This window comes from Duganella sp. Dugasp56 (assembly GCF_047304105.1).
GTDB lineage: Bacteria > Pseudomonadota > Gammaproteobacteria > Burkholderiales > Burkholderiaceae_D > Rugamonas > Rugamonas hordei.
This window is the reverse complement of the sequence record NZ_JBGLYQ010000004.1, coordinates 97,791-118,760: the sequence shown is the minus strand read 5'-3', so window position 1 is coordinate 118,760 and position 20,970 is coordinate 97,791. Positions and strand designations below refer to the sequence as shown.

The window sequence follows — 20,970 nt, the reverse complement described above, 5'->3', positions numbered from 1 at the left end:
AAACATATGCAAAAAAAATTGAAAGTAGTCGCAGCAACGTTGGTTCTGCTCAGTTTGTCCGCTTGCGGTTTGTTCTCGGAGAAAATCGACGAGACTAAAGGTTGGAGCGCTACGAAATTATACTCGGAGGCGACCGAGGAATTGAACGGTCAGCACTACGAGCGCGCAATTCAGTTGTTCGAGAAGCTGGAATCGAGCTATCCGTTTGGTACCTACGCCCAGCAGGCGCAGATGGAAATCGCCTATGCCTACTACAAATCCCAGGACCAGGCCCAGGCGCTGGCGGCCGTGGAGCGCTTCATCAAGCTGCACCCGAACCACGCCAACGTGGACTATATGTACTACCTGCGCGGCCTGATCAACTTCAACGACCAGATCGGTTTCCTGAACTTCATCTACGAGCAGGACGCGACGGAACGCGACCCGAAAGCCACGCGCGAAGCCTACGCGGCCTTCAAGCAACTGGTCGACAAGTTCCCGAACAGCAAGTATACCCCGGATTCGCTGGACCGCATGCGTTATCTGCTCAACGCGATGGCGTCGTACGAAGTGCACGTGGCGCGCTACTACTACCGTCGCGGCGCCTACCTGGCCGCGGCCAACCGCGCCATGGGCATCATGAACGACTACCGCGACTCGCCGGCGATCGAGGAAGCGCTGTTCATCATGATACGCAGCTACGACAAGCTGGGCATGACCGAACTGCGCGACGACACGATGCGCGTGTTCAAGCTGAACTACCCGAGCAGCAAGTTCCTCGACGAAGGCAAGAAAGCCGAGCGTCACTGGTGGAAACTCTGGAATTGATGTGAAAACCGGGACCCAGGTCCCGGTTTTTTATTATTTACACAGTTTTACGCGGCAGTTTATTCCGCTACTTTTCGACGGAAAATCCAGGTGCTGTCGTCCGAATCCTTCTTGACGTAGGCATAGCCGTCGACGTTGAACTTCTTCAGCTTTTGCGGGTCGGTGATGCCCTTGACCGCCGCGAAGCGCGCCATCAGGCCGCGCGCCCGCTTGGCGTAGAAGGAAATGATCTTGTACTTGCCGTTTTTCCAGTCCTCGAACTGCGGCGTGATCACCGGCACGTCCAGCAGCTTGGGCTTGACCGACTTGAAGTATTCCTCGGACGCCAAGTTGACCAGCGTTTCGGCGCCCTGCTCCGCCGCCGTCTGGTTCAGAGCCTTGGTGATGGTCTCGCCCCAGAACGCGTACAAGTCCTTGCCGCGCGGATTGCTCAGGCGGGTGCCCATTTCCAGCCGGTGCGGATGGATCAGGTCCAGCGGCCGCAGCATGCCGTACAGGCCGGACAGGATGCGGATGCGAGATTGCGCGTAAGCCAGCTGGGCAGGCTTGAGCGAGCGGGCGTCGAGTCCGCCGTAGACGTCGCCGTTGAAGGCCATCACGGCCTGGCGGCCTTCCGCGGTATCGTGGGTCCACGACGCGTAGCGGGCAACGTTGAGCGCCGACAGGTTGTCGGACAAGTCCATCAGTTCGCCGATCTGCGTCGGCGAAAACTCGCGCAGGCGGGTGATCAGCTGGGCGGAATGGTCGAGAAAGTCGGGTTGGGTGTGCAGCTTGGTGGTCGGAGGCGTCTCCAGGTCGAGACTTTTTGCAGGCGAAAGCACTATCAGCATAAGATTCCAGATAAACATATTTACAGAACTGCCCACATGATACCTGTTCCACCGAAAGTCATCGTCATCGACACCAATGTCTGCCTCGACCTGTTCGTCTTCAAGGACCCGCGCTGGGCCGGCCTGCTGGCGGCGCTGGAAAGCGGCGCGGTCGAGGCCGTCACGCGCTCGGACTGCCGCGACGAATACAACATCGTGCTGCACTACAAGCACCTGCCGCTGGACGACGATACCCGTCCGCTGGCCGCCGCCCGCTTCGACCAGCTGATCAAGGTGGTCGCGCCGGCCGAGTCCGGCGTACGGCTGCCGGTCTGCACCGACAAGGACGACCAGAAGTTCCTCGAAGTGGCGCGCGACGCCCAGGCCGCCATCCTCATCACCAAGGACAAGGCGCTGCTGAAACTGGCGCGGCGGCTGGCCAAGGCCGGCATGTTCAAGGTCATGGTGCCGGAAGCGTGGAGCCTCGAAGCTTAAGGTTTTTTTCGCAACACCAAACCCGGCGCGCTGAGCTAGAATAGGCTATCTGTCCACTACACAGCCGCCATGAACAGCCGCAACAATCTGCCGATTACACCCATCCTGACCAGCCGCCTGCCGGCTGTCGGGACCACTGTCTTCACCCGCATGTCCACCTTGGCCGCGCAAGCGAACGCCGTCAACCTGGGCCAGGGCTTCCCTGATTTTTCCTGCGAGCGCAGCCTGCTGCAAGCCGTCAACGACGCCATGCAGGCCGACTTCAACCAGTATCCGATGATGACCGGCGCGCCGGTGCTGCGCAACGCCATCGTCGCCAAGGTTGCCGCCATCTACGGCCACCAGTACGACGCCAACACCGACATCACCGTCACCGCCGGCGCCACGCAGGCGCTGACCACCGCCATCCTGTGCTGCGTGCACCCGGGCGACGAGGTGGTCGTCATCGAGCCGGTCTACGACAGCTACGTGCCGGCGATCACGCTGGCCGGCGGCGTGCCGGTGCCGGTCGAGATGGAGGTAAGCGAACGCGGCTATGCCGTGCCGTGGGCCAAGGTCGCCGCCGCCGTCAACGGCAAGACGCGGCTGATCATCATCAACACCCCGCACAACCCGACCGGCAGCGTGCTGCGCGAAGCCGACATGCAGGCGCTGGCCGACATCGTGCGCGGCACCGACGTGCTGATCCTGTCGGACGAAGTGTACGAACACATGGTCTACGACGGCCAGCGGCACGAATCGGTGTGCCGCCATCCGGAACTGGCGGCGCGCGCGTTTGTCGTGTCGAGCTTCGGCAAGACCTACCACGTCACCGGCTGGAAGATCGGCTACGTGGCCGCGCCGGCCGGCATGACGGCCGAGTTCCGTAAGGTGCACCAATACAACGTATTCAGCGTCAACACCCCCATGCAACATGGCATCGCCAGCTACATGGCCGATCCCAGGCCCTACCTGGAACTGCCGGCATTTTACCAGCGCAAGCGCGACCTGTTCCGCGACGGCCTGGCCAACACGCGCTTCGAATTGCTGCCGGCCGACGGCACCTATTTCCAGTGCGTGCGCTACGACAAAATTTCATCGCAAACGGAAGCGGAGTTTGCAGAGTGGCTGACCACTGAAATCAAGGTGGCGGCCATCCCGGTATCGGCGTTTTACCAGCAAGGCAAGGAGTCCGGCATCGTGCGCTTCTGCTTTGCGAAGAAAGACGAGACCCTGGCGCTCGCATTGGAGCGGCTGGGTAAAGTTTAATTGTGGGGATAGTAATGATGGCCGATACCAACCAGGTCGAGGCACCGCCATCGGTGCTGCACTTGCTCAACCAGTCGAATCGCCGGCTGGAACGCTTGCTGCAAAACCTGCGCAATGAGCGCAACGCCGAGAGCGAACTGCGCGACATCGCCCGCGACGTGATCCAGGCGGTGGAGATCAATCCGGACATCGCGCTGGCCTGCATCTTCCTGTGCCAGATCGCCGGCAGCTACGCGGTGCGCCACTGCATCGAAACGGCGGTGGTGGTGGTGGTGCTGTCGCGCAGCCTGGACAAGAGTCCGGCCGACACGCTGACCGTGACGGCGGCCGCGCTGACGATGAACGTCGGCATGCTGCGCCACAACGAAGTCTTCCAGAACAAGAACACGCCGCTGAGCAGCGAGGAAATGGCGATCGTGCGCCGCCATCCGGAGGAAAGCGCGGACATGCTCAAGTGCGCCGGCATCGAGGATGCCGAGTGGATATCCTGCGTGCTGCTGCACCATGAAAACGACGAAGGCAGCGGCTATCCGGCCGGTATCGCCAGTCCGGAAGTGACGCTGAACGCCAAGCTGCTGAGTCTGGCGGATCGTTACTGCGCGCAGGTATCGGCGCGCAACTACCGGCGCTCGATACTGCCGAACCTGGCGCTGCGCAACCTGATCGACGACAAGGCGGCGCCGGCCGATCCGACGTTAATCGAGCATTTCCAGCGCGAGCTGGGCGATTTCCCGCCGGGCAGTCTGGTGCGCTTGCAGAATGGCGAGATCGGCGTGGTCAGCCGGCGCGTGGGCGACTGCCTGCAAGTGCATTGCCTGCGCACGCCGTCGGGCGCCGCGCTGTCGCCGGCCGAGCTGCGCCGCACCGGCGACGAATCCTGCGCCATCACCGAAGCGCTGAGCGAAGACCAAGCCTCGATCCGCTTCAGCATGAAGCAAATCTGGGGCCTCCAGGCCAGCCTCTAAAACCCGGTAGATCCGGGGTCAGATCCGACATTTGGACACAAGCTCTGCCGTAACGGAAGCTACGGCAGAGCTCGTGTCCAAATGTCGGATCTGACCCCGGATCTATCTTGAGAGTTGTTCCAGCTTGCGGTCGATGAAGGCTTGCAGTTCGGGCGTCAGGCCGGCGGTGGCGCGGGCGCGCTTGAAGGCTTCGCGCGCTTCCGGCAGATGCTGGTCGGCCTGCAGCGAGATGCCCAGCCCCATCCACCACACGCCGTTTTGCGGCGACAGCTTCAGCGCTTCCCGATAATGATCCGCCGCTTCGGTGTGGCGCTGTTCGCGTTGCAGCACGCCCGCCAGGAAGGCCTGGTATTCGGCGCTGCCGCCGGCGTATGGCAGGGTCTTCATCAGCGTGTCCAGCGCCGGGCCGCCTTTTTCCAGTTGCAGTCGCGCCAGCACCATCGCCAGTCCGGGTTGGCGTGGATCGATACCCAGTGCCAGCCTCAGCTGGCGCACGGCGTCGTCGCTGCGCCGGTTTTCCAGCAACAGGCTGATGTAGGTCTGGCGGGCGGCCTCGTTGCGCGGGTCGATGTCCAGCGCGCGCTCGAGGTCGGCCAGCGCGGCGTTGACGCGCCCTTCCTGCAGCGCCACCAGCGCGCGGCGGTAGGTGTTTTCCGCCATCTGCTGCGGGCTGATGTCGTGCGTGATGGTGCCTTCGTTGGCCGGCACCGCTGCGGATTTGGCGGCCTGGCGTGCGGCCTTGCGTTCCTTGGCCGTGGGCACAACGGCGCCCCGCTCGGCCGCCGCTTCGACTTCGGCCACCACCACATGGCGCTTGGCCGGCGCGGCGGGTGCCGGCGTGTCGCCAGCAAGCTCGGTCCGAGACGCGACGGCCGCCGGCGTCGAATCAGTCGCCGCCGGCTTGACGGCGTCGGGCGACATGGCGGATGGCGCGGCAGGTTGCGGCTGCACCGGCGTCCGCTCGCTGCGCGCACCGGGCGGCACTGAATTATCGACCACCTTGGGCACCGGCCCCACCGGTATGCGATGGCTGACCCAGTACTGCCAGCCAAACCAGCCGCCGACCGCCAGCACCACCAGCGCCGCTCCACCGCCGGCCAGCATCAACGGCTTGCGGTCGCGCTCGGCCAGCGGCACGGCCTTCAATTCCTGCTGCTGCAATGCGCTGTCCGCGCCGCCGCCGCGCGCGTCCAGGTCCTGCAGCATTTTATTGATCAGGCTCATTTGGTCAGCGCCCAGGTCAGGCCGCAGGCGGCAATCAGCAAGCTCAGGCCGCCTGCCAGCCAAGGCCAGCGCACACGCCTGCCGACGGCACCTATGGTGTCATTGGCCGCCAGGCTCACATGCCGGCTGGACACTTGCTGCTTGCCTTCGCCGAAGCACAGCATCAATGCCTTGTTCGCCATGATGTTGACCAACCGCGGTATGCCGCCGCTGGCCTTGTACAAGCGCGCGATCGCGCCGCGGCTGAACAAACGGCTGCCGGTGTAGCCGGCCACGCGCAGGCGGTGCGCCAGGTAATAGTCCATGTCGTCGCGCGACAGCGGGCCAAGGTGGTAATGGAAGGTGATGCGCTGCGCCAGCTGGCGGATCGAATTGGCTTGCAGGTGCTGGTTCAGTTCCGGCTGGCCGAACAGGATGATCTGCAACAGCTTGCGTTTTTCGGTTTCCAGATTGGTCAGCAGACGCAACGCTTCCAGGCTTTCCACCGGAATCGCCTGCGCCTCGTCCAGGCACAGCAGCACCTGCTTGCCGTCGCGCGCCAGCTCCATCAGCCGGTGCGTGATCGACTTCAGCAACTGGTGCTGGTCGACATCGCGCTCCAGCGGCACTTCCAGCTCGTCGGCCAGGGCCAACATCAGCGTGCGCGGCTCGAGGTAGGGATTGGGGATGTAGGCCGTGACGAAATCCGGTCCCACCGTGGCGATGAATTTGCGGCACAGCAGCGTCTTGCCGGTGCCGACCTCGCCGGTGATCTTGATGAAGCCCTCGCCGCTCTTGGCCGCCACCAGCAGGGTATTCAACGCCTCCTGCGAATGCGGGCTGGTGAAGAAGAAGCTTGTGTCGGGCGTGATGCTGAACGGCGCCTCGCGCAAGCCGAAGTGTTTGCTGTACATATCAGTTGCGCTCCTTGGCACGGCGCGGGTCCAGGTCCTTGATGCGGCGGCTGCTGTCGAGCAAGTCCTGGTTCCAGTCCGAGGACGTTTCAACGATGGTCGGCTTGATCAGCACCACCAGCTCGCGCTTCTGCACCACATCACCGGTGCTGCGGAACAGCGCGCCGATCACGGGGATATCGCTGGCACCCGGCACGCCGGAACGGTCGGACGTCGTGGCCTGGCGCATCAGGCCGCCGATCGCCACCACCTGGCCATCCTGGCCGCGCACCATGCTGTCCATTTCCGATGTCGACGATGCCGCCAGCGGCAGGTTGAAGTTGCCCAATGAACCGAGGTTCAGGCCCTTGTTGACGGTCGACACTTGGCTCACCGACGGATGCACGTGCAGGATGATATTGCCCTGGTCGTCGATCTGCGGCGTCACGTCCAGCACCACGCCGGAGAAGAACGGCTGCAAGGTCACGCTCGGCGTGGTGACGCCGGCGCCGTTGCCGCCGGTCGTCGTCGTGGTGCTGACGCCGGTGACAAAGAACTCATCGGTACCGATCTTGAGCAGCGCCTTCTGGTTGTTCAAGGTGGCGATACGTGGGCTCGACAGCACATGCACGGTACCCTGTCCTTCCAGGAAGGAAATCAGCGCGGCGAAATTGCTGGTCTGGAAGGCCAGGCCGAACAGCGAACCGACCGCGTCGGCCGAGGCCCCCAGCGACGAACCCGTGGTGCCGTTGACGCCGGCCTTGCCGACGCTGCTCAATGGACCATTGCCCAGCGGCGTCAGCGTGGTGTCTGGCTGCAGCATGCCGGCCGAGAAGCGGTTGTTGCCGCCGGCGGCGAACTTGCCGAACGCCGCCCAGTTTACGCCGCTCTGATAGTTGCTGTTCAGTTCCACTTCCAGGATCTTCGCTTCCAGGATCACCTGGCGGTCCACCGACAGCTGGGTCGCCTTCAGGTACATGTCAACGTTGCGCAGCTCGTCCGGCATGGCGCGGATCAGGATCACCCCCGACTGCGGGCTGATGGTCACGCTGCGGCCATCCTTGCCGGGTTCGATGATAGCTTCCAACGCCGTCTTCAATTCCAACCAAAAATCGCTGGCCGAAGTGGTGGAGAGACTGGCAGCATCACGCTGCGACTGCCCGCCCCCCTGTCCCGGGGTTCCGCCGTTGTTACCGGAACCATCCCCTCCGCCACCGCTGTTGCCGCCGCTGCTATTGCCACCACTATTGTTGCCGCTGGAGCTGGTGCCCGCATTAGCCACCGAAGTCGACGATACCCTCAGACTGGACACACCCTTGCGGATCGAGGTCAGATAGTTGATCCTGAACATTTTGGTCTGCATGGTCAACGGGCGGATATAGATGCGCGTGCCCTCTACCTTATAGTCATACCCGTACAGCTCGCGCACAGCGTCCAGCGCTTCGAACAGGGTCACGTCCTTCAGGTTGGCGGTGATGTTGCCCGACACCTCAGGATTGATGAGCATGTTGTAGCGCGTGCCGGCAACGATGGAATTGAAGAACTGCTGCACCGGCACATTGTTGAATGACACATTGAACCGCTCCTCCAGCACCGCGCGCGCCTTCGGCAATTGCTCGGTCAACTGGGACAACGGCGGCAGCAAGGCACTGGACACGGCATCGCTCTGGGCGGCTGGCGGCTTGGCGGCAGCCCGCTGCGCCATTTCGGCGTTGATCTTGTCATAGGTATCGCGCGTGGGCGGCGAGGCGCAGCCATTCAACAACAGCAGCGTCAGGGAGGCGATCGTCAATATTTTATGCATAGGATTCTTAGCGTTTGTGAGCGGCATTTTTGACGTCCGCTTCGACTTCGGGGAACAAGGTCAGCACCTGCTGCTCCCTCCCAGTTTTCAGTACCACCTGGTTCTTGCCGACTTTGATCAAGGTAGCGCCGTTGAATTTCCCGCCCAATGGCACGGTCTGGCCGTCGATAACTGCCACCTGGCGCCCGCGCGTGCCGGTCAGCACCGATTGCAGCTGCGGCCCCTTACTGACGGCAGGCGCGGCATCGGACCCGGTGGCCGGAAGACGCAACAACTCCGGCGGCGGTTGTGTCGGATCGACCATTGTTTGCGCCAGCGCGGCACCCGACATCGCGGCGCAAGCGCAAAACATCAGCAAGCGACGGCTCATAACTTCATCCATTTCGAATCCAGGCTCAGCGTGTAAAGGGTCAGCGTCAGGCGCGAGTTCGGGTACTGCTGGGCATCCAGGCTGGCCTTGCCCCAGAACAGCTGGACCGGCAGGCGCTCCAGCTCGTCCATGTAGTTGACCATGTCCAGGTAACTGCCCTGCAAAACGATTTCAACGCCGTGGCGGTACAGTAATTCGTGCGGTTTGACTGGCGAAACAGTCGGGGCGCCGGCGGGTGCCGGCGGGGCGCTCACCACAGCAGCGCCGGCCGCTGATGCCGGGTTGGCAGCGGCCGGCTTGCTGGTAGAAGGAGCTTGGGCAACCTCCATCAAGCCGGTCGCCGGCAAGGTCTTCATCGACATCAGCCGCAACTTGCCGTTGCCGCGCAACAGCTGCTCGAGCAAGGGCGCGATCTTTTCGGGCGCCACCAGGCCTTTTTGCATGGACAACAAACCAGAGCGGGTATGCTCGATTTCCTGATCCAGCGATTTCAAGCGCTCGCGTGCCGGAGCGTCCGGGTCTGCCGCATACGCCTGTGCCTTAACGCTGATCTCGATATCGATGCCGGAGATCTGGTTTTGCTGTTGCTTGATCTGCGTCTGTAGCAGTCGCTGCCTGACCAGCAGCGGCTCGACTGTCACGGTGTAAACCAGGAACAGGATGGCCGCCACGACAGCCAGGAACACCATGGCACGCTCGCGCAACGTCATCGAGTCCAGCTTTGTGCTGAGCTTGATCCATTGGAGGAGGAGTCGCTGCTTCATTTGGTCCCCTCCGCTGCAGACGACTGCAGGCTGAATTCAACATAAGGAGACGACGCCGATACCGGCGTCGCAGCGGAAGCCGCGGCGCCGGCCGTCGCAGGCGCTGCCGAAGCCGGCGCGGCTTGAGCTTCCGGCCGCGAGATGTCCAGACTGGCAAAGGTCTTGCCATGCATGACGCGCTCGGCGGTCATGCGGGCGATGTAATTCGGGATCAGCGTCGGCTGCAAAGCCCTACCCTGCACGCCGATATCATTGCCGGCGCCGACAATGCGCACGCCGGTCAGCCACAGGCCGCTGACGTTCTGACGCGACAAGGCGCGGAAGTATTCGGCATAGCCAGCCGTATTGCCCAGGGATCCGCCTTGCAGCACCGACTCGGCGTCATGCAGCGACTTCAGTTCCGCTTCCGCCTGTGCGACCTGAGCTTCCAACGCGGCGCTCTTCTGGCGTGGCGCGAATTGCGCGGTAGCACGGGCCAGCCGCTGTTCGCGGTCGGCCAGCAAGGTCTTGCCAGCGGCGGCGCTACGCTCCAGTTCAGCCACGCGTTGGCCGGCAAACCAAGTCAGCAGCAGTACGCCGGCCACGATCACGCCCAGCGCCTCGGCCATCGGCAGCGCCGTGAAAACCTTCTTCTGCTTGAGGAAGATCGGATTGAACAGGTTGATCTGCTGGCTCACAGCACTACCTCCTCGTGCCGCAGGGCCGCGCCCAGCGTCATGAAGAAACGCCGCTGCTGCTCGACGTCCTGCAGCGCCGGCGCTTTGCTCAGATCAAACACATCCTCCAGGCCCATGGCCTCGACCGGCATGTACAGGTTGGCCGCCAGGTATTCATGCAGACCAGGTGCGCCGGTCGGTGCCAGCAGCAGCTTGATCACGTTCACGTAATGGAACTGGCGGTCGAAGTGGTCCAACGAGCGCTGCAATTCCAGCGTGATCTTGTCGAAGCAATGTTGCTGCTTGTCGGTGTCCGGTTCCAGCAACTGCTCGATGGTGACATCGATACGACGCGACAGATACAGCTCGCCTTTGAAGGTAATCGTCAGCAGGCCGCCCTCACCATCGAAAGACAGCATGGCCAGTCCGCGTCCCTCGACCTCCAGCAGCGCCGAGATATTCCGCTGCGCCATTTCCGGAATGTCGATGACGGTCAATGCCAGGTTGGCCTCGGCGAACAACGCTTGGCGCGACTGGATCAGCGCGTTGCGCGCGGCGATCGCAAACATCGAATGACCGCGCGAGGCATTGCTGGTGTCGACCGGAATATCGAGCACGTCGATGGTAGCGTCGTCGACGTGGAAATCGAGCATATCCTTCAAGCGCCAGCGCACCGCCGTTTTCAATTCATCCTGCGGCACGTTGGGCGCGTCCACCGTCAACATCTGGTATTCGCCGCCGTTGAGCACGGTGCCGCAGCGGTAGTTGGCGACCTTTAATTCCTTGTTCAGGCGCTCCAGCGCCTCCGGCGAGAACGCCATGTCGGATGGGTAAAACGCCGTCAGCTCGACCACCGCCTTGGCGTCGCGCACGCGCTGCACGCGGCCCGCGCACACGCCGTCCCTTAGAAAAGTGACCGTGAGCCATCCATCCGTTTTTTTAGCTCTTTTAAAGAAACTCATGCCGGCGATCTAAATGGTTACCAGCACGCGAAGTTTGCGTGCTAGATGATTGATTATATTCAAGTTACAGGGTATTTCATGCCCAAACTTACAATCCTTCTTTAAAAACACACACATTTCCACATCCCTTGCGCCTTTATAGCTGCGCGGTGATTACCCGCTGCACGTATTCCGCTCCGGGACTAGAAGCGGGACAGGCCACGCCGGACGGGCCGTTGCACGCGGTCGAAATAATTCTGCGCTTGTTTGCCGTCGGATCGTTGGCCGGGTTCGCCTGGTCGCCGTAGCCGGGCACAGCGGCTGAACAGGTAACGGTTACCGTAAAAGCAGACAGCGTGGTGTTGGTTGGCATGCTGAAAGTCACCGGAGCGGCGCAGAATCCCAGGCCGGTAGGCGTTTGCAACGCGGTGTACAGCGCCCATTCTATGCCGGCCTTGGCTGACTGATAGGCGCGCTGGCCCTGCACGTCCTGAACCGAGCTGTTTTGCTGCGAAGCCGTCAGCGACACCACCGCCACCGCCAGCCCGGCCAGCACGACCAGCAGAAAGATGGCCGTGACCAGCGCGACACCGGCCGAGCGGCGGAGGTTCCGATATTTCATGGAGTGTTGTCCGTGTGAATTTGATGCGTCAGCGTCATCGTTTCCAGATCATTGGCGGTACCGGCGCCGGAACGCGCGAGCGCAATGCTCAGGCCGATCAAGCCACTGTGCCGGTTGGCCGCCTGGTCCACACTGAAAGAGCAGGCCAGCACACCTTTCGCCAGCAAAGCGCCGGTCACGCCCGAACTTGCCGGCAAGGCGGCTGGATCGATTTGCGCGCCATTGAAGCCGTAGCCGGTGTAGCGGGTCAGCGTACCGCCACCGCTGACATTGTCCGTGCAACGGAAAGTCACCGGCGAAGTCACCACCTGGAAGCGATGGCCAGGCGATGCATTCGCCACGACGCCTGCGCCCGGCACGAACGGATTGGCGACCAAAGACACCGAATTGATGCCCACGCCACTCACCTTCGCACGATTGCTGCCGACGTAGGCATCCGCTCCCGCATACCCCGGGCCGAGGTTGTAGACCACAATATAGTCTGTAGTCGCAGCGATGGCGTATGGTGCAGCAGGCATGGGTCCGACCACATTGAAGGTCTTGACGTTGGCATCGGTAAAGCTCAACGGCACCGAGCTGGCGTTGCCGTTATCGCTGACGTCCAAATACTGTCCGCCGGCTTTGGTTGGAATGAATTCCAGCAACGAGATGCCGCCGCTTACGGTCAGGCGCACGCTGTTCGGCAGCGCCGAATGCAACTCGCGCACCATGCGGCGCAAGGCCAGATCGGCGGCATCGGCCATGTCCGCGCGGGCGGACGCGTTCGCATAGTTTCTCACGGGTTGCCGGATGAACAGCACCATGACGCCCGCCAGCACGCCGGTAATAACCATGACGACGATCGCCTCCACCAGCGTGAAACCGCGCTGGCGTACCGCCGGAGAATTGACCGAGATCGTCTTCATGGGATGAAGTTCGGCGCATAGCGCGTGCGGTAACCGTCAAGCTGGATGACGTCGTTGACGCCAGTGCCGTATCTGGTGGTGATCGTGATGCGCAAGGCGTTGAGATTGGCATTGGTCGACGTGATGTCCAGCCCCCCCGGTCCAAGCGATGCGCCGCTGGCGGACAGGTCGTTCAGCGTCACGGTGGTGGTGATGCCGGCCAGGGAAGCATTGCCCATGGTGTTGAGCGAGGCATCCTGTCCCAGAGGCCGGCCGTTGATGTCCAGATCCACGCCGCTGGTGGCGAAGCTGCGGTTCTCCACGCCCAGCGCCAGCGCGTAGTCCGCCACGTTGCCGTAGGGGCGCACCAGGCCGGTCTTGTTATTGCGCACCGTCTCCTGTGTGGCGCAAGCATTCTGGTTGTTGGCGGTAAGCGCGGCCGGATCAGCGGGGTCGCAGTAGGTGAAGGCGGCGCCCTGCACTTCTTCCATGTAAGCTTCGGCAATCATCATCGCCTGCTTGCGGCGCAACGGATCGGCACTGGCAGTGCTGCTCCTGTTCAGTACGCTAGTGATGGCGGCCGCCGCCACACCCATAATGACGATGAACAGCACCAATTCCACCAGCGTGAGGCCGCGCTGGCTCCGGGCGTCACAGATCGTGGACATAACCGGTCTCCCGCTCTATCACGACAGTAAAGGCATTCGCGCCGCTGCTGAAGGTCAGTTGCATCGTGCCGAAAGTGGATGTGCCGCTGCCTGCGACGTCGGTGCTGTTGTAAGGACGCCCCATACCGTCGAAGGAAAAATAGCCGCCGGCGGCAAATTCGTTGCGTACGCTGTCGCTGGCAACGTTGACGTTGGCAGGACGGCCTTCGCACATCCAATTGGCAACATAGGAGCTGGAGAGCTGGCAGTAGGCCTGGGTCATTGCCTTGCCGCTATTGCTGCCGCCAGGAGCGCCAGCCAGATCGCCCCCAGCCGCGCAGCCGGGCTGCAGACAGACAGCAAAACCGGCAGGTTCCGAACGCACGTAGACTTGCCGGTTCTGTGCGATGGCCAGCTTTTGGGCAAAGCGGATAACGGCCTTGGCCTGGTCGGCGTAGGCCTTGCTCTCGAAAAGCGTGTTGTCGAAAAAGCGCACGGCGCCGACGGCACCGAGAACGCCGATCAGCACGATTACCGTGATCAGCTCGATCATGGTGAAGCCGGCGGACAGCCGGCCTCGCACAAGAGAGACGCGCTTCAAAACGCCACCAGGCCAGCGCCTACCTATGCTTACTGGCAGGTTGCCACGGTACCGTTCATCACGACGATCGGTGCCGTAACGACACCGCCAGCGCTGGTGGCTTCTTTATACGAAACCCAGCAGGTCAGGCCGCTGGCAGTGGTTGAAGCGCTCTTGGGCTGGATCAGAATGGTGTTCGCACCAAACGCGGGCAAGGAATCCGTCGCGGTGGCATTCGGGCCCACGGTAACTAGGTAATCCGAGGCTGCCAGACCGGCTGCAACGGCGGTGGTCGCATCAGCTGCTGGATAACCATTGACGAGGTTGACAGTTTGCCCCTCCAACACCACTGTGGCAGGCGTGGCACCGCCATTGACGAGCGTCTGGCCGCGCGCCAGCGCTACCGTGGTCTTCAATGAACCGGCTGCCGCGTTCAGCGCCGCCAAACGGGCATCGCCGCCCAGGTTGACAAATTTCGGCAAGGCGGTGGCCGCCAGGATACCGAGGATAACGATCACAACGATCAATTCGATCAGGGTGAAACCCGCCTGTGCCTGTTTGCGAATTGTGTACATTGCTTGCTTGTTCATTACTTTCTCCAAATCGTCCAAAAGGGTAAGTCCGCGCGAGTGGCGCTAATCATTGACTTGCTCAAAGGCCACACCGAGGGATTCTGGTGTGCCTGACGGCTTGGCGGGGCTATAGGGCAAGCGAAGCAATTTTACCTTGAATTTCAAACGTTTCAGCTGAGCATCTCCAAAAGAATTTCTGATATTTAACAAATAGACCAAAGTCTTGTTGCTCCGGTCGAAATACCAATTTCCTTTGGAAATCTCGCCATCTTGCGGTGCGAAGTATTCGCCTGCGTAATTAATGGGCTTATCAATTAACAAATTTAACGGATTTTGTTCGGCCAAAATCGTTAAATCCACGCTGCGCCCGGGCAATTTTCCTTGCGTTACCTTAATTTCTAAGGCGGCGCGTACATTGGCCACCGTCAGTTGAACTGACGTCCGCTCCGCTTCATCTTGGTAGTACCATATCCGCTGGAGCAAAATTGTCATCAAAATACCAATGACCGCGACTGCGACGCCAAACTCAAGCAAGCTGGCGCCCCGTTGTTTCGCAGTCACAAATGTAGATAAAAAGACCACGGCCGTCCTTGTTTGGGCGATTTAATGGTGCAAGGCAGCCTTGCCCAGGTCCCAGATCGGCAGGAAGATGCCCAGCGCCAGCACCAGAACCATGATGCCGAGGAAAGTGATCAGGATAGGTTCGATCTGCGCCGACAAGGTCTTCAGCTCGTAATCGACCTCACGTTCGTACATCAGCGCGATCTCGTCCATCAGGTCGTCGATCGAGCCGCTCTCCTCGCCCACCGCGATCATCTGCAGCACCACCGGCGTGAACACGCCGGCGGCGGCGGCTGTACGCAGGATGCTGTCGCCCCGCTCCACCCCGTCACGCATCTGCTCGACGCGGGCGCACAGGTAGGAATTGTCCACCGTCTGCGACACCACCGTCAGCGCCTGCACGATGGGCACGCCGCTGCGGCTGGACAGCGCGAAGCTGCGCGCGAAGCGTGCCATCGTGGCTTTCAGCACGATCTTGCCGGCGACCGGGATGCTCAGCTTGAACTTGTCCCACTTATATAAGCCCGCAGCGGTGCCGACCCAGGCGCGGAAGCCCCAGAAGGCGCCGGCCGCCGCCACCGCCATCACCGGCCAGTAGCGCACCGTAAAGTTGGAGGTGCCGATCAGGATGCGCGTCATCAGCGGCAGTTCGGCGTGGAAACTGGCAAACACACCGACAAACGCCGGAATCACGAACATGTTCACCACCACCATCGCCGCCACCATGGCGAACACGACAAAGGTGGGATAGCGGGTCGCCGACTTGACGCGCTGGCGCATGTCGCGGTCGAACTCGAGGTGGTCGAACAGGCGCAGGAACACTTCCTCCAGCTGGCCGGTCATCTCCCCCACCCGCACCATCGACAGGTAAAACGGCGAAAACACGGCCGGATGGCGGCGCATCGCGGCCGACAGCTCGCGGCCCGAATCGAGCGATTCGCGCAAATCCTTGATGACCTTGCCGAACGACTTGCTGACCGCCGACTCCTGCAGGCCGGCCAGGCCGCGCATGATGGGCACGCCCGACTTGAGCAGGGTGTACAACTGGCGGCTGAACAGCTGCACGTCCATCGACGTGACTTTTTTCTCGAACAGCTTGACCCACCATGCCTCGTCGTTACCGGTCACGGCCCTCTTGGTCACCACGATCTCGATCGGCGTGACGCCGGTATTGAACAGCTGGTCGGCGACGGCGCCGCTGTCGGCCGCCTCCAGCACGCCTTGCATCAGCTCGCCGCGCGCGTTGCGGCCCTTGTAGGCGAAAAACGGCACGTCAATCCTCGATCTGGTTGCTGATGCGCATCGCTTCCGACACCGTCGTGCGGCCCTGGATCACCAGTTGCACCGCATGCCGGCGCAGCGTTTCGCCGGCCATCTCGGCCGCAGCCACCTTCAGGAAGTGGGCCGGATCAGGATCGTTGGCGGCGTCGACCACGGCGCGCGTCATTTCCAGCAATTCATAGACACCGGTCCGGCCGCGATAGCCCATGCCGTTGCAATGCGAACAACCCTTGCCGTGGAAATAGCGCGCCTTGTCAACCTTGTCGTTGAGCTCCATGCTCAGCCATTCGCGCTCGGTCGGCGTCAGCTCGTACGGCGTGGTGCAGCTTTCGCAGATCACCCGCACCAGACGCTGCGCCAGCACCGCCTGCAGCGAACTGCCGACCATGTAGCGCGGCACGCCCATGTCCATCAGCCGCAGCGGCGTGCTGCGGGCGTCGTTGGTGTGCAAGGTCGACAGCACCAGGTGACCGGTCATCGCGGCGCGCAGGCCGATTTGCGCGGTTTCCTGGTCGCGCATCTCGCCGACCAGCACGATGTCCGGGTCTTGCCGCAGCGCGGAACGCAGCACGCGCGCGAAGTTCAGTTCGATCTTGTCGTTGACCTGCACCTGGTTGATGCCGGGCAGCCGGTATTCGACCGGGTCCTCGACGGTGATCAGTTTCTTTTCCACCGAATTGAGCTCCGCCAGCGCGCAATACAAGGTGGTGGTCTTGCCGCTGCCGGTCGGCCCGGTCACCAGCACCAGCCCGTTCGGCCGCTGGACGATGGCGCGGAACTTGTCCAGGATGCCGCGCGGCATGCCGATCGCGTCCAGCCGCAGCTGGGTGGAACCCTGGCTCAGCAGACGCATGACCACCGACTCGCCGAACTGGGTCGGCATGGTGGAAATACGCACGTCGATGCGCTGGTTCTTGACCCGCACGGCGAACCGGCCGTCCTGCGGCAGCCGTTTTTCCGAGATGTCGAGGTCGGACATCAGCTTCAGCCGCAGCGCCAGCGTCGGGGCGATCTTGATGTCGGCCTCGGTCTGCAGGTGCAGCACGCCGTCGATGCGGAAGCGGATCTGCAGCCGGCCTTCCTGCGGCTCGATGTGGATGTCCGAGGCGCGCACCTGGGTGGCGTCGTCGAACACCGATTGCAGCAGCTTGACGATGGGCGCTTCTTCCAGGTTCGAATTGCCGGCCGCCAGCGCGCCGAAATCGACCGAGACGTCGCCGATATCCTGTTCCAGCTCGCGCGCCAGGTCGGAAATGTCGTCGGTGCGGCGGTAAATCCGGTCGATGACGCCCAGCACCTCGGTCTCGTTGACCACCGCCAGCTCGATCGGCTGCTTGACGATGCGGGTGATCTCGTCATAGGCGAACAGGTCGGTCGGGTCGGACATGCCGACCAGCAGCGAGCCGCGCCGGTCTTCCAGCACCAGCGCGCGGAAGCGCCGGGCCTGGGTTTCCGGCAGCAGCCGCACCACCTCGGGATTGACGTTGAAGAACTTCAGGTTCAGGTAAGGAATGTTGAGCTGGCGCGCCAGCGCGCCGGCGATCTGTTCCTCGGTAACATAGCCGTTTTCGATGAACACCCGGCCCAGCTTGCGCCCGCTGCGCTTTTGCTCGGCCAGCGCCAAGCCCAGCTGTTCCTCCGACAGCAGCTTTTGCTGCACCAGGATTTCCCCCAGACGGACCTTCTCCGGCCTTGCCATACCCGCTCCCTGTTTCTGTGCCACACGTCAATTGTTCGCCATTCTAGTGGAGAATGCCACGCTTGCGAGCGGCATCGCGCCCCGGGTGTAGCTTTCTGCGCACGAATGCGCTAATCGTCGGCCTGCCGTACAACGACAGGCGACTTCCGAGGTGTAACAACGCGAAAGCTGTTTATTTGCCGAAATTGCTTGACAATCATTACCGGCGAGCCCAAAGTGATATCACTTTGATGTCACTTACCTGAGGAGCAATCGAACATGAATGGTGCACACACTCGCCGCGAAATGGCGTTCTCATCGACGAATGGCTACCTGGCCGCCTGTGCCGGGGTTGGCTTGCTGCTGGTCGCGGCGCTTCTGGTTAAAACCGGGGTGGGGAACGCCGACGGTTATTCCTTTTTATTGGGCGGGGTGTTGATGGTACTGGCCGGAATATTCTGCCTGACCGGCCTGTTCATGCTGCAGCCGAATGAAAGCGCGATCCTCACCCTGTTCGGCAAATACATCGGCACCGACCGCAGCGAAGGCCTGCGCTGGGCGTTCCCCCTCTACGTCAAGCGCCGGCTGTCGCTGCGCGCGCGAAATTTCAACGCGCCCACGCTCAAGGTCAACGACAAGCGCGGCAACCCGGTGGAGATCAGCGCGGCCGTCGTCTGGCGCGTGCGCGACACCGCCCAGGCCGTCTTTGAAGTGGACGATTTCGAGCGCTATGTCTCGATCCAGGCCGAAGCCGCGCTGCGTCATCTCGCCTCACAATACGCGTACGACGAGGCCGAGGACCTGCCCGAGGGTGAAACCACGCTGCGCGGCGGCATGGATGTGGTCGCCGACGCCCTCAAGTGCGAGCTGCAGGCGCGATTCGAGGCGGCCGGCGTCGAGGTGCTGGACGCCAAGCTCACCCACCTGGCCTATGCCCCCGAGATTGCCCAGGTCATGCTGCGACGCCAGCAGGCCGAGGCGATCATCAGCGCCCGCGCCAAGATCGTGCACGGCGCCGTGAGCATGGTGGAGAATGCGCTGAACGGGCTGTCGGAGCGCGGCATCGTCGAGCTGGACGACGAGCGCAAGGCGGCCATGGTCAGCAATTTGCTGGTGGTGCTGTGTTCGGACAAGGAAACCCAGCCCATCATCAACACGGGCACCCTCTATAACTAGCGGCCGAACAGCATGGCGAGTCCCGGTAAAAAAGCCTATCCCTTGCGGATAGACCCCGCGCTGTGGGAAGAGCTGCAGCGCCTGGCCGCGCGTGACTTGCGCAGCGTGAATGCGGAAATAGAATTCCTGCTGAGAGAGGGGCTCGCCCGGCGCGGCGTGAAGACTAAAGAGGACAAGGAAAAAAACGCCGGCGAGGACGGCGAGTAGCGCAGCGCAATAACATACAACTCGTCACAATACGTGACAGCGGAGACATGCGCCGGATACTTGACCGGCGCAAGCTGGACGGTGTTTTCCACCAACGGCACCGTCTCCGCCTTCATGACCACCCTGCTCACCTCCCGCCTGCAACTGGTTCCGCTTGCGGACCAGCACCTCGAAGGCTTGCACGCCATCAACGGCGATCCCGCCGTCATGGCCTACATCGGCGACGGCGCGCCGCTGTCGCTGCCGCAAAGCCGGCTGATGATCGCCACCGTGCAGCAGCGCTGGGCCGAACACGGCATGTCGTGGTGGGCGCTGCTGCGCCGCGACGACGGCGTCATGGTCGGCGCCGCCGCGCTGCAGCCGCTCGAGGCGCGCACCGGGGGCGTGCTGGAAATCGGCTGGCGGCTGCGGCGCAGTTGCTGGGGCCTCGGCTACGCCACGGAAGCGGCGCAGGCCGCCGTCAAGCACGCGCGCCTGGGCGGCGAACGACGGCTGATGGCGGTCGCCTACCCGCGCAACCTGGCCTCGATCGCGGTCATGCGCCGCCTCGGCATGCTCTATCGCGGTATCGAAACCCACTACAACACCCCCTGTGCTACCTTTGAACTCGATCTGCAAAAATAAAAGCACGCACGTACTTTTATTCGACTAGAATAGCGCATACTCACAACGCGGGAGACAGCATGTTCGAGGAATTCATCGGTACCAAGGCGGTGTCGGCGCGCCACCAGTTCGACGTGGCGGCGCTGGACGCGTATCTGCGCCGGCATGTGGAAGGCTATCCGGCCGGCGAATTGACGGTCGAGCAGTTCAAGGGCGGCCAGTCGAATCCGACCTTCAAGCTCAGCATCGGCGGCCAGCACTACGTCTTGCGCACCAAGCCGGCGCCGGCCGCCAAGCTGCTGCCGTCGGCGCACGCCATCGAGCGCGAGTACCGCGTGATGGACGCGCTGAGCAAGAACGGCTTCCCCGCCGCGCGCCAGTACGCGCTGTGCACCGACGAGGGTATCATCGGCCGCGCCTTCTACGTGATGGAATTCGTCGAGGGCCGGGTGCTGTGGGACCAGGCCCTGCCCGGCATGACGCCGGCCGAGCGCGCCGCCATCTACGATGAACTGAACCGCGTGATCGCCCAGCTGCACACGGTCGACTACGCGGCCATCGGCCTGGCCGACTACGGCAAGCCGGGCAACTACTTCGCGCGCCAGATCGAGCGCTGGAGCAAGCAGTACCTGGCCTCGCAGACCGAGACCATCGCCGCCATGGACCAGCTGATCGCCTGGCTGCCAGACAACATCCCGCCGGGCGAGGACGTCTCCATCGTCCACGGCGACTTCCGCCTCGACAACATGCTGTTCCATCCGACCGAGCCGCGCATCCTGGCCGTGCTGGACTGGGAGCTGTCGACCCTGGGCCACCCGTTCGCCGACTTCTCCTACCACTGCATGAGCTGGCATATCGAGCCGGGCCAGTTCCGCGGCATCGCCGGGCTGGACCTGCAGGCGCTGGGCATCCCCACGCAGCAGCAATACATCGCCCGCTACGCCGAGCGCACCGGCAAGACCATCCGCTTGGAAGACTTCAATTTCTACCTGGCGTTCAATATGTTCCGCTTGGCAAGTATCATGCAGGGCATCATGAAGCGCTACGTCGACGGCACCGCCGCCAGCGCCCAGGCGCTGGAATCGGGCAGGATGGCGCGGCCGATGGCCGAGCTGGGCTGGGCCTACGCCTGCGGCAAGCCGATCTGAGACTTGTGGCGGCGGCGCGCCGTCATGGACAAATCGCTTTCTGAAACCGCCGGCCT

General features: G+C 62.6%; 24 protein-coding genes. 8 read left to right on the top strand and 16 right to left on the bottom strand.

The genetic code is table 11. The features are described from left to right. Positions 1–6 precede the first annotated feature (6 nt). Positions 7–807 carry an outer membrane protein assembly factor BamD gene (locus tag ACCD07_RS03690; RefSeq protein WP_176650375.1) on the top strand — a complete coding sequence of 267 codons (801 nt, stop codon included), beginning with the start codon at positions 7–9 and terminating at the stop codon, positions 805–807. A gap of 59 nt (positions 808–866) precedes the next feature. Here ACCD07_RS03690 and yaaA read toward each other — a convergent pair whose 3' ends face one another. Continuing rightward, positions 867–1,637 carry a peroxide stress protein YaaA gene (gene yaaA / locus ACCD07_RS03685; protein WP_413446546.1) on the bottom strand — a complete coding sequence of 257 codons (771 nt, stop codon included), beginning with the start codon at positions 1,635–1,637 and terminating at the stop codon, positions 867–869. A gap of 36 nt (positions 1,638–1,673) precedes the next feature. On the opposite strand from yaaA, the gene ACCD07_RS03680 reads away from it, so the two are divergent. From ACCD07_RS03680 to ACCD07_RS03670, 3 genes are all read left to right on the top strand, one after another. Further along, entirely contained in the window at positions 1,674–2,111 is a 438-nt protein-coding gene (locus ACCD07_RS03680) for a putative toxin-antitoxin system toxin component, PIN family (RefSeq protein ID WP_176650373.1), read from the top strand. Between the two features lie 69 nt (positions 2,112–2,180). Beyond that, the gene (locus ACCD07_RS03675; RefSeq protein WP_176650372.1) at positions 2,181–3,359 is read left to right on the top strand and encodes a pyridoxal phosphate-dependent aminotransferase; all 1,179 of its coding nucleotides are present in this window, start codon (positions 2,181–2,183) and stop codon (positions 3,357–3,359) included. Positions 3,360–3,373: 14 nt separating this feature from the next. Then, positions 3,374–4,324: an HD-GYP domain-containing protein gene (locus ACCD07_RS03670; RefSeq protein WP_413446545.1), complete on the top strand. Its 951-nt coding sequence runs from the start codon at positions 3,374–3,376 to the stop codon at positions 4,322–4,324. Between the two features lie 102 nt (positions 4,325–4,426). On the opposite strand, the gene ACCD07_RS03665 is transcribed toward ACCD07_RS03670, so the two are convergent. From ACCD07_RS03665 to ACCD07_RS03595, 15 genes are all read right to left on the bottom strand, one after another. After that, the gene (locus ACCD07_RS03665; RefSeq protein ID WP_413446544.1) at positions 4,427–5,548 is read right to left on the bottom strand and encodes a tetratricopeptide repeat protein; all 1,122 of its coding nucleotides are present in this window, start codon (positions 5,546–5,548) and stop codon (positions 4,427–4,429) included. Further along, positions 5,545–6,441: an AAA family ATPase gene (locus ACCD07_RS03660; RefSeq protein WP_176650370.1), complete on the bottom strand. Its 897-nt coding sequence runs from the start codon at positions 6,439–6,441 to the stop codon at positions 5,545–5,547. The genes ACCD07_RS03665 and ACCD07_RS03660 overlap by 4 nt, the downstream gene beginning before the upstream one ends. 1 nt (position 6,442) lies before the next feature. Continuing rightward, positions 6,443–8,224: a pilus (MSHA type) biogenesis protein MshL gene (mshL, locus tag ACCD07_RS03655; protein ID WP_413446543.1), complete on the bottom strand. Its 1,782-nt coding sequence runs from the start codon at positions 8,222–8,224 to the stop codon at positions 6,443–6,445. A 7-nt stretch (positions 8,225–8,231) separates the two neighbouring features. Then, positions 8,232–8,594: a hypothetical protein gene (locus tag ACCD07_RS03650; protein WP_413446542.1), complete on the bottom strand. Its 363-nt coding sequence runs from the start codon at positions 8,592–8,594 to the stop codon at positions 8,232–8,234. After that, entirely contained in the window at positions 8,591–9,358 is a 768-nt protein-coding gene (gspM, locus tag ACCD07_RS03645) for a type II secretion system protein GspM (RefSeq protein ID WP_413446541.1), read from the bottom strand. Before gspM ends, ACCD07_RS03650 begins: the two co-directional genes overlap by 4 nt. After that, positions 9,355–10,035, bottom strand: a complete 681-nt coding sequence (locus tag ACCD07_RS03640) for a hypothetical protein (protein ID WP_413446540.1) — start codon at positions 10,033–10,035, stop codon at positions 9,355–9,357. Before ACCD07_RS03640 ends, gspM begins: the two co-directional genes overlap by 4 nt. Beyond that, complete coding sequence (locus ACCD07_RS03635; protein WP_413446539.1) at positions 10,032–10,910, bottom strand: agglutinin biogenesis protein MshI; 879 nt, start codon at positions 10,908–10,910, stop codon at positions 10,032–10,034. Before ACCD07_RS03635 ends, ACCD07_RS03640 begins: the two co-directional genes overlap by 4 nt. Before the next feature lie 202 nt (positions 10,911–11,112). Continuing rightward, on the bottom strand, positions 11,113–11,577 hold the full coding sequence (locus ACCD07_RS03630; protein ID WP_413446538.1) for an agglutinin biogenesis protein MshP: 465 nt from the start codon (positions 11,575–11,577) through the stop codon (positions 11,113–11,115). Beyond that, positions 11,574–12,482 (bottom strand): type II secretion system protein, encoded by a 909-nt coding sequence (locus ACCD07_RS03625; RefSeq protein ID WP_413446537.1) that lies wholly within the window; start codon positions 12,480–12,482, stop codon positions 11,574–11,576. Before ACCD07_RS03625 ends, ACCD07_RS03630 begins: the two co-directional genes overlap by 4 nt. Continuing rightward, positions 12,479–13,129: a type IV pilus modification PilV family protein gene (locus tag ACCD07_RS03620; RefSeq protein ID WP_413446536.1), complete on the bottom strand. Its 651-nt coding sequence runs from the start codon at positions 13,127–13,129 to the stop codon at positions 12,479–12,481. The genes ACCD07_RS03625 and ACCD07_RS03620 overlap by 4 nt, the downstream gene beginning before the upstream one ends. Further along, on the bottom strand, positions 13,113–13,691 hold the full coding sequence (locus tag ACCD07_RS03615) for a Tfp pilus assembly protein FimT/FimU (protein WP_413446601.1): 579 nt from the start codon (positions 13,689–13,691) through the stop codon (positions 13,113–13,115). Before ACCD07_RS03615 ends, ACCD07_RS03620 begins: the two co-directional genes overlap by 17 nt. A 47-nt stretch (positions 13,692–13,738) precedes the next feature. After that, positions 13,739–14,278, bottom strand: a complete 540-nt coding sequence (locus ACCD07_RS03610) for a type II secretion system protein (protein ID WP_413446535.1) — start codon at positions 14,276–14,278, stop codon at positions 13,739–13,741. Positions 14,279–14,323: 45 nt separating this feature from the next. Further along, a complete protein-coding gene (locus tag ACCD07_RS03605; protein WP_413446534.1) occupies positions 14,324–14,842 on the bottom strand; it encodes a type II secretion system protein in 519 nt (172 codons plus the stop codon). Positions 14,843–14,863: 21 nt separating this feature from the next. Then, positions 14,864–16,093, bottom strand: coding sequence for a type II secretion system F family protein (locus ACCD07_RS03600; RefSeq protein WP_413446533.1), 1,230 nt, complete (start codon positions 16,091–16,093; stop codon positions 14,864–14,866). Position 16,094: 1 nt separating this feature from the next. Continuing rightward, on the bottom strand, positions 16,095–17,801 hold the full coding sequence (locus tag ACCD07_RS03595) for a GspE/PulE family protein (protein WP_413446532.1): 1,707 nt from the start codon (positions 17,799–17,801) through the stop codon (positions 16,095–16,097). 258 nt (positions 17,802–18,059) lie between these two features. Here ACCD07_RS03595 and ACCD07_RS03590 point away from each other — a divergent pair, with 258 nt between their 5' ends. The 4 genes from ACCD07_RS03590 to ACCD07_RS03575 are packed head-to-tail and all read left to right on the top strand — an operon-like array spanning position 18,060 to position 20,914. Further along, positions 18,060–18,956 (top strand): SPFH domain-containing protein, encoded by an 897-nt coding sequence (locus ACCD07_RS03590; protein WP_176650348.1) that lies wholly within the window; start codon positions 18,060–18,062, stop codon positions 18,954–18,956. A gap of 12 nt (positions 18,957–18,968) precedes the next feature. Further along, positions 18,969–19,163, top strand: a complete 195-nt coding sequence (locus ACCD07_RS03585; protein WP_413446531.1) for a hypothetical protein — start codon at positions 18,969–18,971, stop codon at positions 19,161–19,163. A gap of 60 nt (positions 19,164–19,223) precedes the next feature. Then, positions 19,224–19,787 carry a GNAT family N-acetyltransferase gene (locus ACCD07_RS03580; RefSeq protein ID WP_413446530.1) on the top strand — a complete coding sequence of 188 codons (564 nt, stop codon included), beginning with the start codon at positions 19,224–19,226 and terminating at the stop codon, positions 19,785–19,787. A gap of 59 nt (positions 19,788–19,846) precedes the next feature. After that, the gene (locus tag ACCD07_RS03575) at positions 19,847–20,914 is read left to right on the top strand and encodes a phosphotransferase (RefSeq protein WP_176650346.1); all 1,068 of its coding nucleotides are present in this window, start codon (positions 19,847–19,849) and stop codon (positions 20,912–20,914) included. Positions 20,915–20,970 lie beyond the last annotated feature (56 nt).

Excerpts from the sequence above, each read along its gene's own strand:
- ACCD07_RS03610 (WP_413446535.1), bottom strand. The coding sequence starts at position 14,278 with ATGAACAAGCAAGCAATGTACACAATTCGCAAACAGGCACAGGCGGGT.
- ACCD07_RS03675 (WP_176650372.1), top strand. The coding sequence starts at position 2,181 with ATGAACAGCCGCAACAATCTGCCGATTACACCCATCCTGACCAGCCGC.
- ACCD07_RS03690 (WP_176650375.1), top strand. The coding sequence starts at position 7 with ATGCAAAAAAAATTGAAAGTAGTCGCAGCAACGTTGGTTCTGCTCAGT.
- ACCD07_RS03620 (WP_413446536.1), bottom strand. The coding sequence starts at position 13,129 with ATGTCCACGATCTGTGACGCCCGGAGCCAGCGCGGCCTCACGCTGGTG.
- ACCD07_RS03650 (WP_413446542.1), bottom strand. The coding sequence starts at position 8,594 with ATGAGCCGTCGCTTGCTGATGTTTTGCGCTTGCGCCGCGATGTCGGGT.
- ACCD07_RS03670 (WP_413446545.1), top strand. The coding sequence starts at position 3,374 with ATGATGGCCGATACCAACCAGGTCGAGGCACCGCCATCGGTGCTGCAC.
- ACCD07_RS03590 (WP_176650348.1), top strand. The coding sequence starts at position 18,060 with ATGAATGGTGCACACACTCGCCGCGAAATGGCGTTCTCATCGACGAAT.
- ACCD07_RS03595 (WP_413446532.1), bottom strand. The coding sequence starts at position 17,801 with ATGGCAAGGCCGGAGAAGGTCCGTCTGGGGGAAATCCTGGTGCAGCAA.
- ACCD07_RS03585 (WP_413446531.1), top strand. The coding sequence starts at position 18,969 with ATGGCGAGTCCCGGTAAAAAAGCCTATCCCTTGCGGATAGACCCCGCG.
- yaaA (WP_413446546.1), bottom strand. The coding sequence starts at position 1,637 with ATGCTGATAGTGCTTTCGCCTGCAAAAAGTCTCGACCTGGAGACGCCT.
- ACCD07_RS03660 (WP_176650370.1), bottom strand. The coding sequence starts at position 6,441 with ATGTACAGCAAACACTTCGGCTTGCGCGAGGCGCCGTTCAGCATCACG.
- ACCD07_RS03665 (WP_413446544.1), bottom strand. The coding sequence starts at position 5,548 with ATGAGCCTGATCAATAAAATGCTGCAGGACCTGGACGCGCGCGGCGGC.
- gspM (WP_413446541.1), bottom strand. The coding sequence starts at position 9,358 with ATGAAGCAGCGACTCCTCCTCCAATGGATCAAGCTCAGCACAAAGCTG.
- ACCD07_RS03630 (WP_413446538.1), bottom strand. The coding sequence starts at position 11,577 with ATGAAATATCGGAACCTCCGCCGCTCGGCCGGTGTCGCGCTGGTCACG.
- ACCD07_RS03680 (WP_176650373.1), top strand. The coding sequence starts at position 1,674 with ATGATACCTGTTCCACCGAAAGTCATCGTCATCGACACCAATGTCTGC.
- mshL (WP_413446543.1), bottom strand. The coding sequence starts at position 8,224 with ATGCATAAAATATTGACGATCGCCTCCCTGACGCTGCTGTTGTTGAAT.
- ACCD07_RS03575 (WP_176650346.1), top strand. The coding sequence starts at position 19,847 with ATGTTCGAGGAATTCATCGGTACCAAGGCGGTGTCGGCGCGCCACCAG.
- ACCD07_RS03625 (WP_413446537.1), bottom strand. The coding sequence starts at position 12,482 with ATGAAGACGATCTCGGTCAATTCTCCGGCGGTACGCCAGCGCGGTTTC.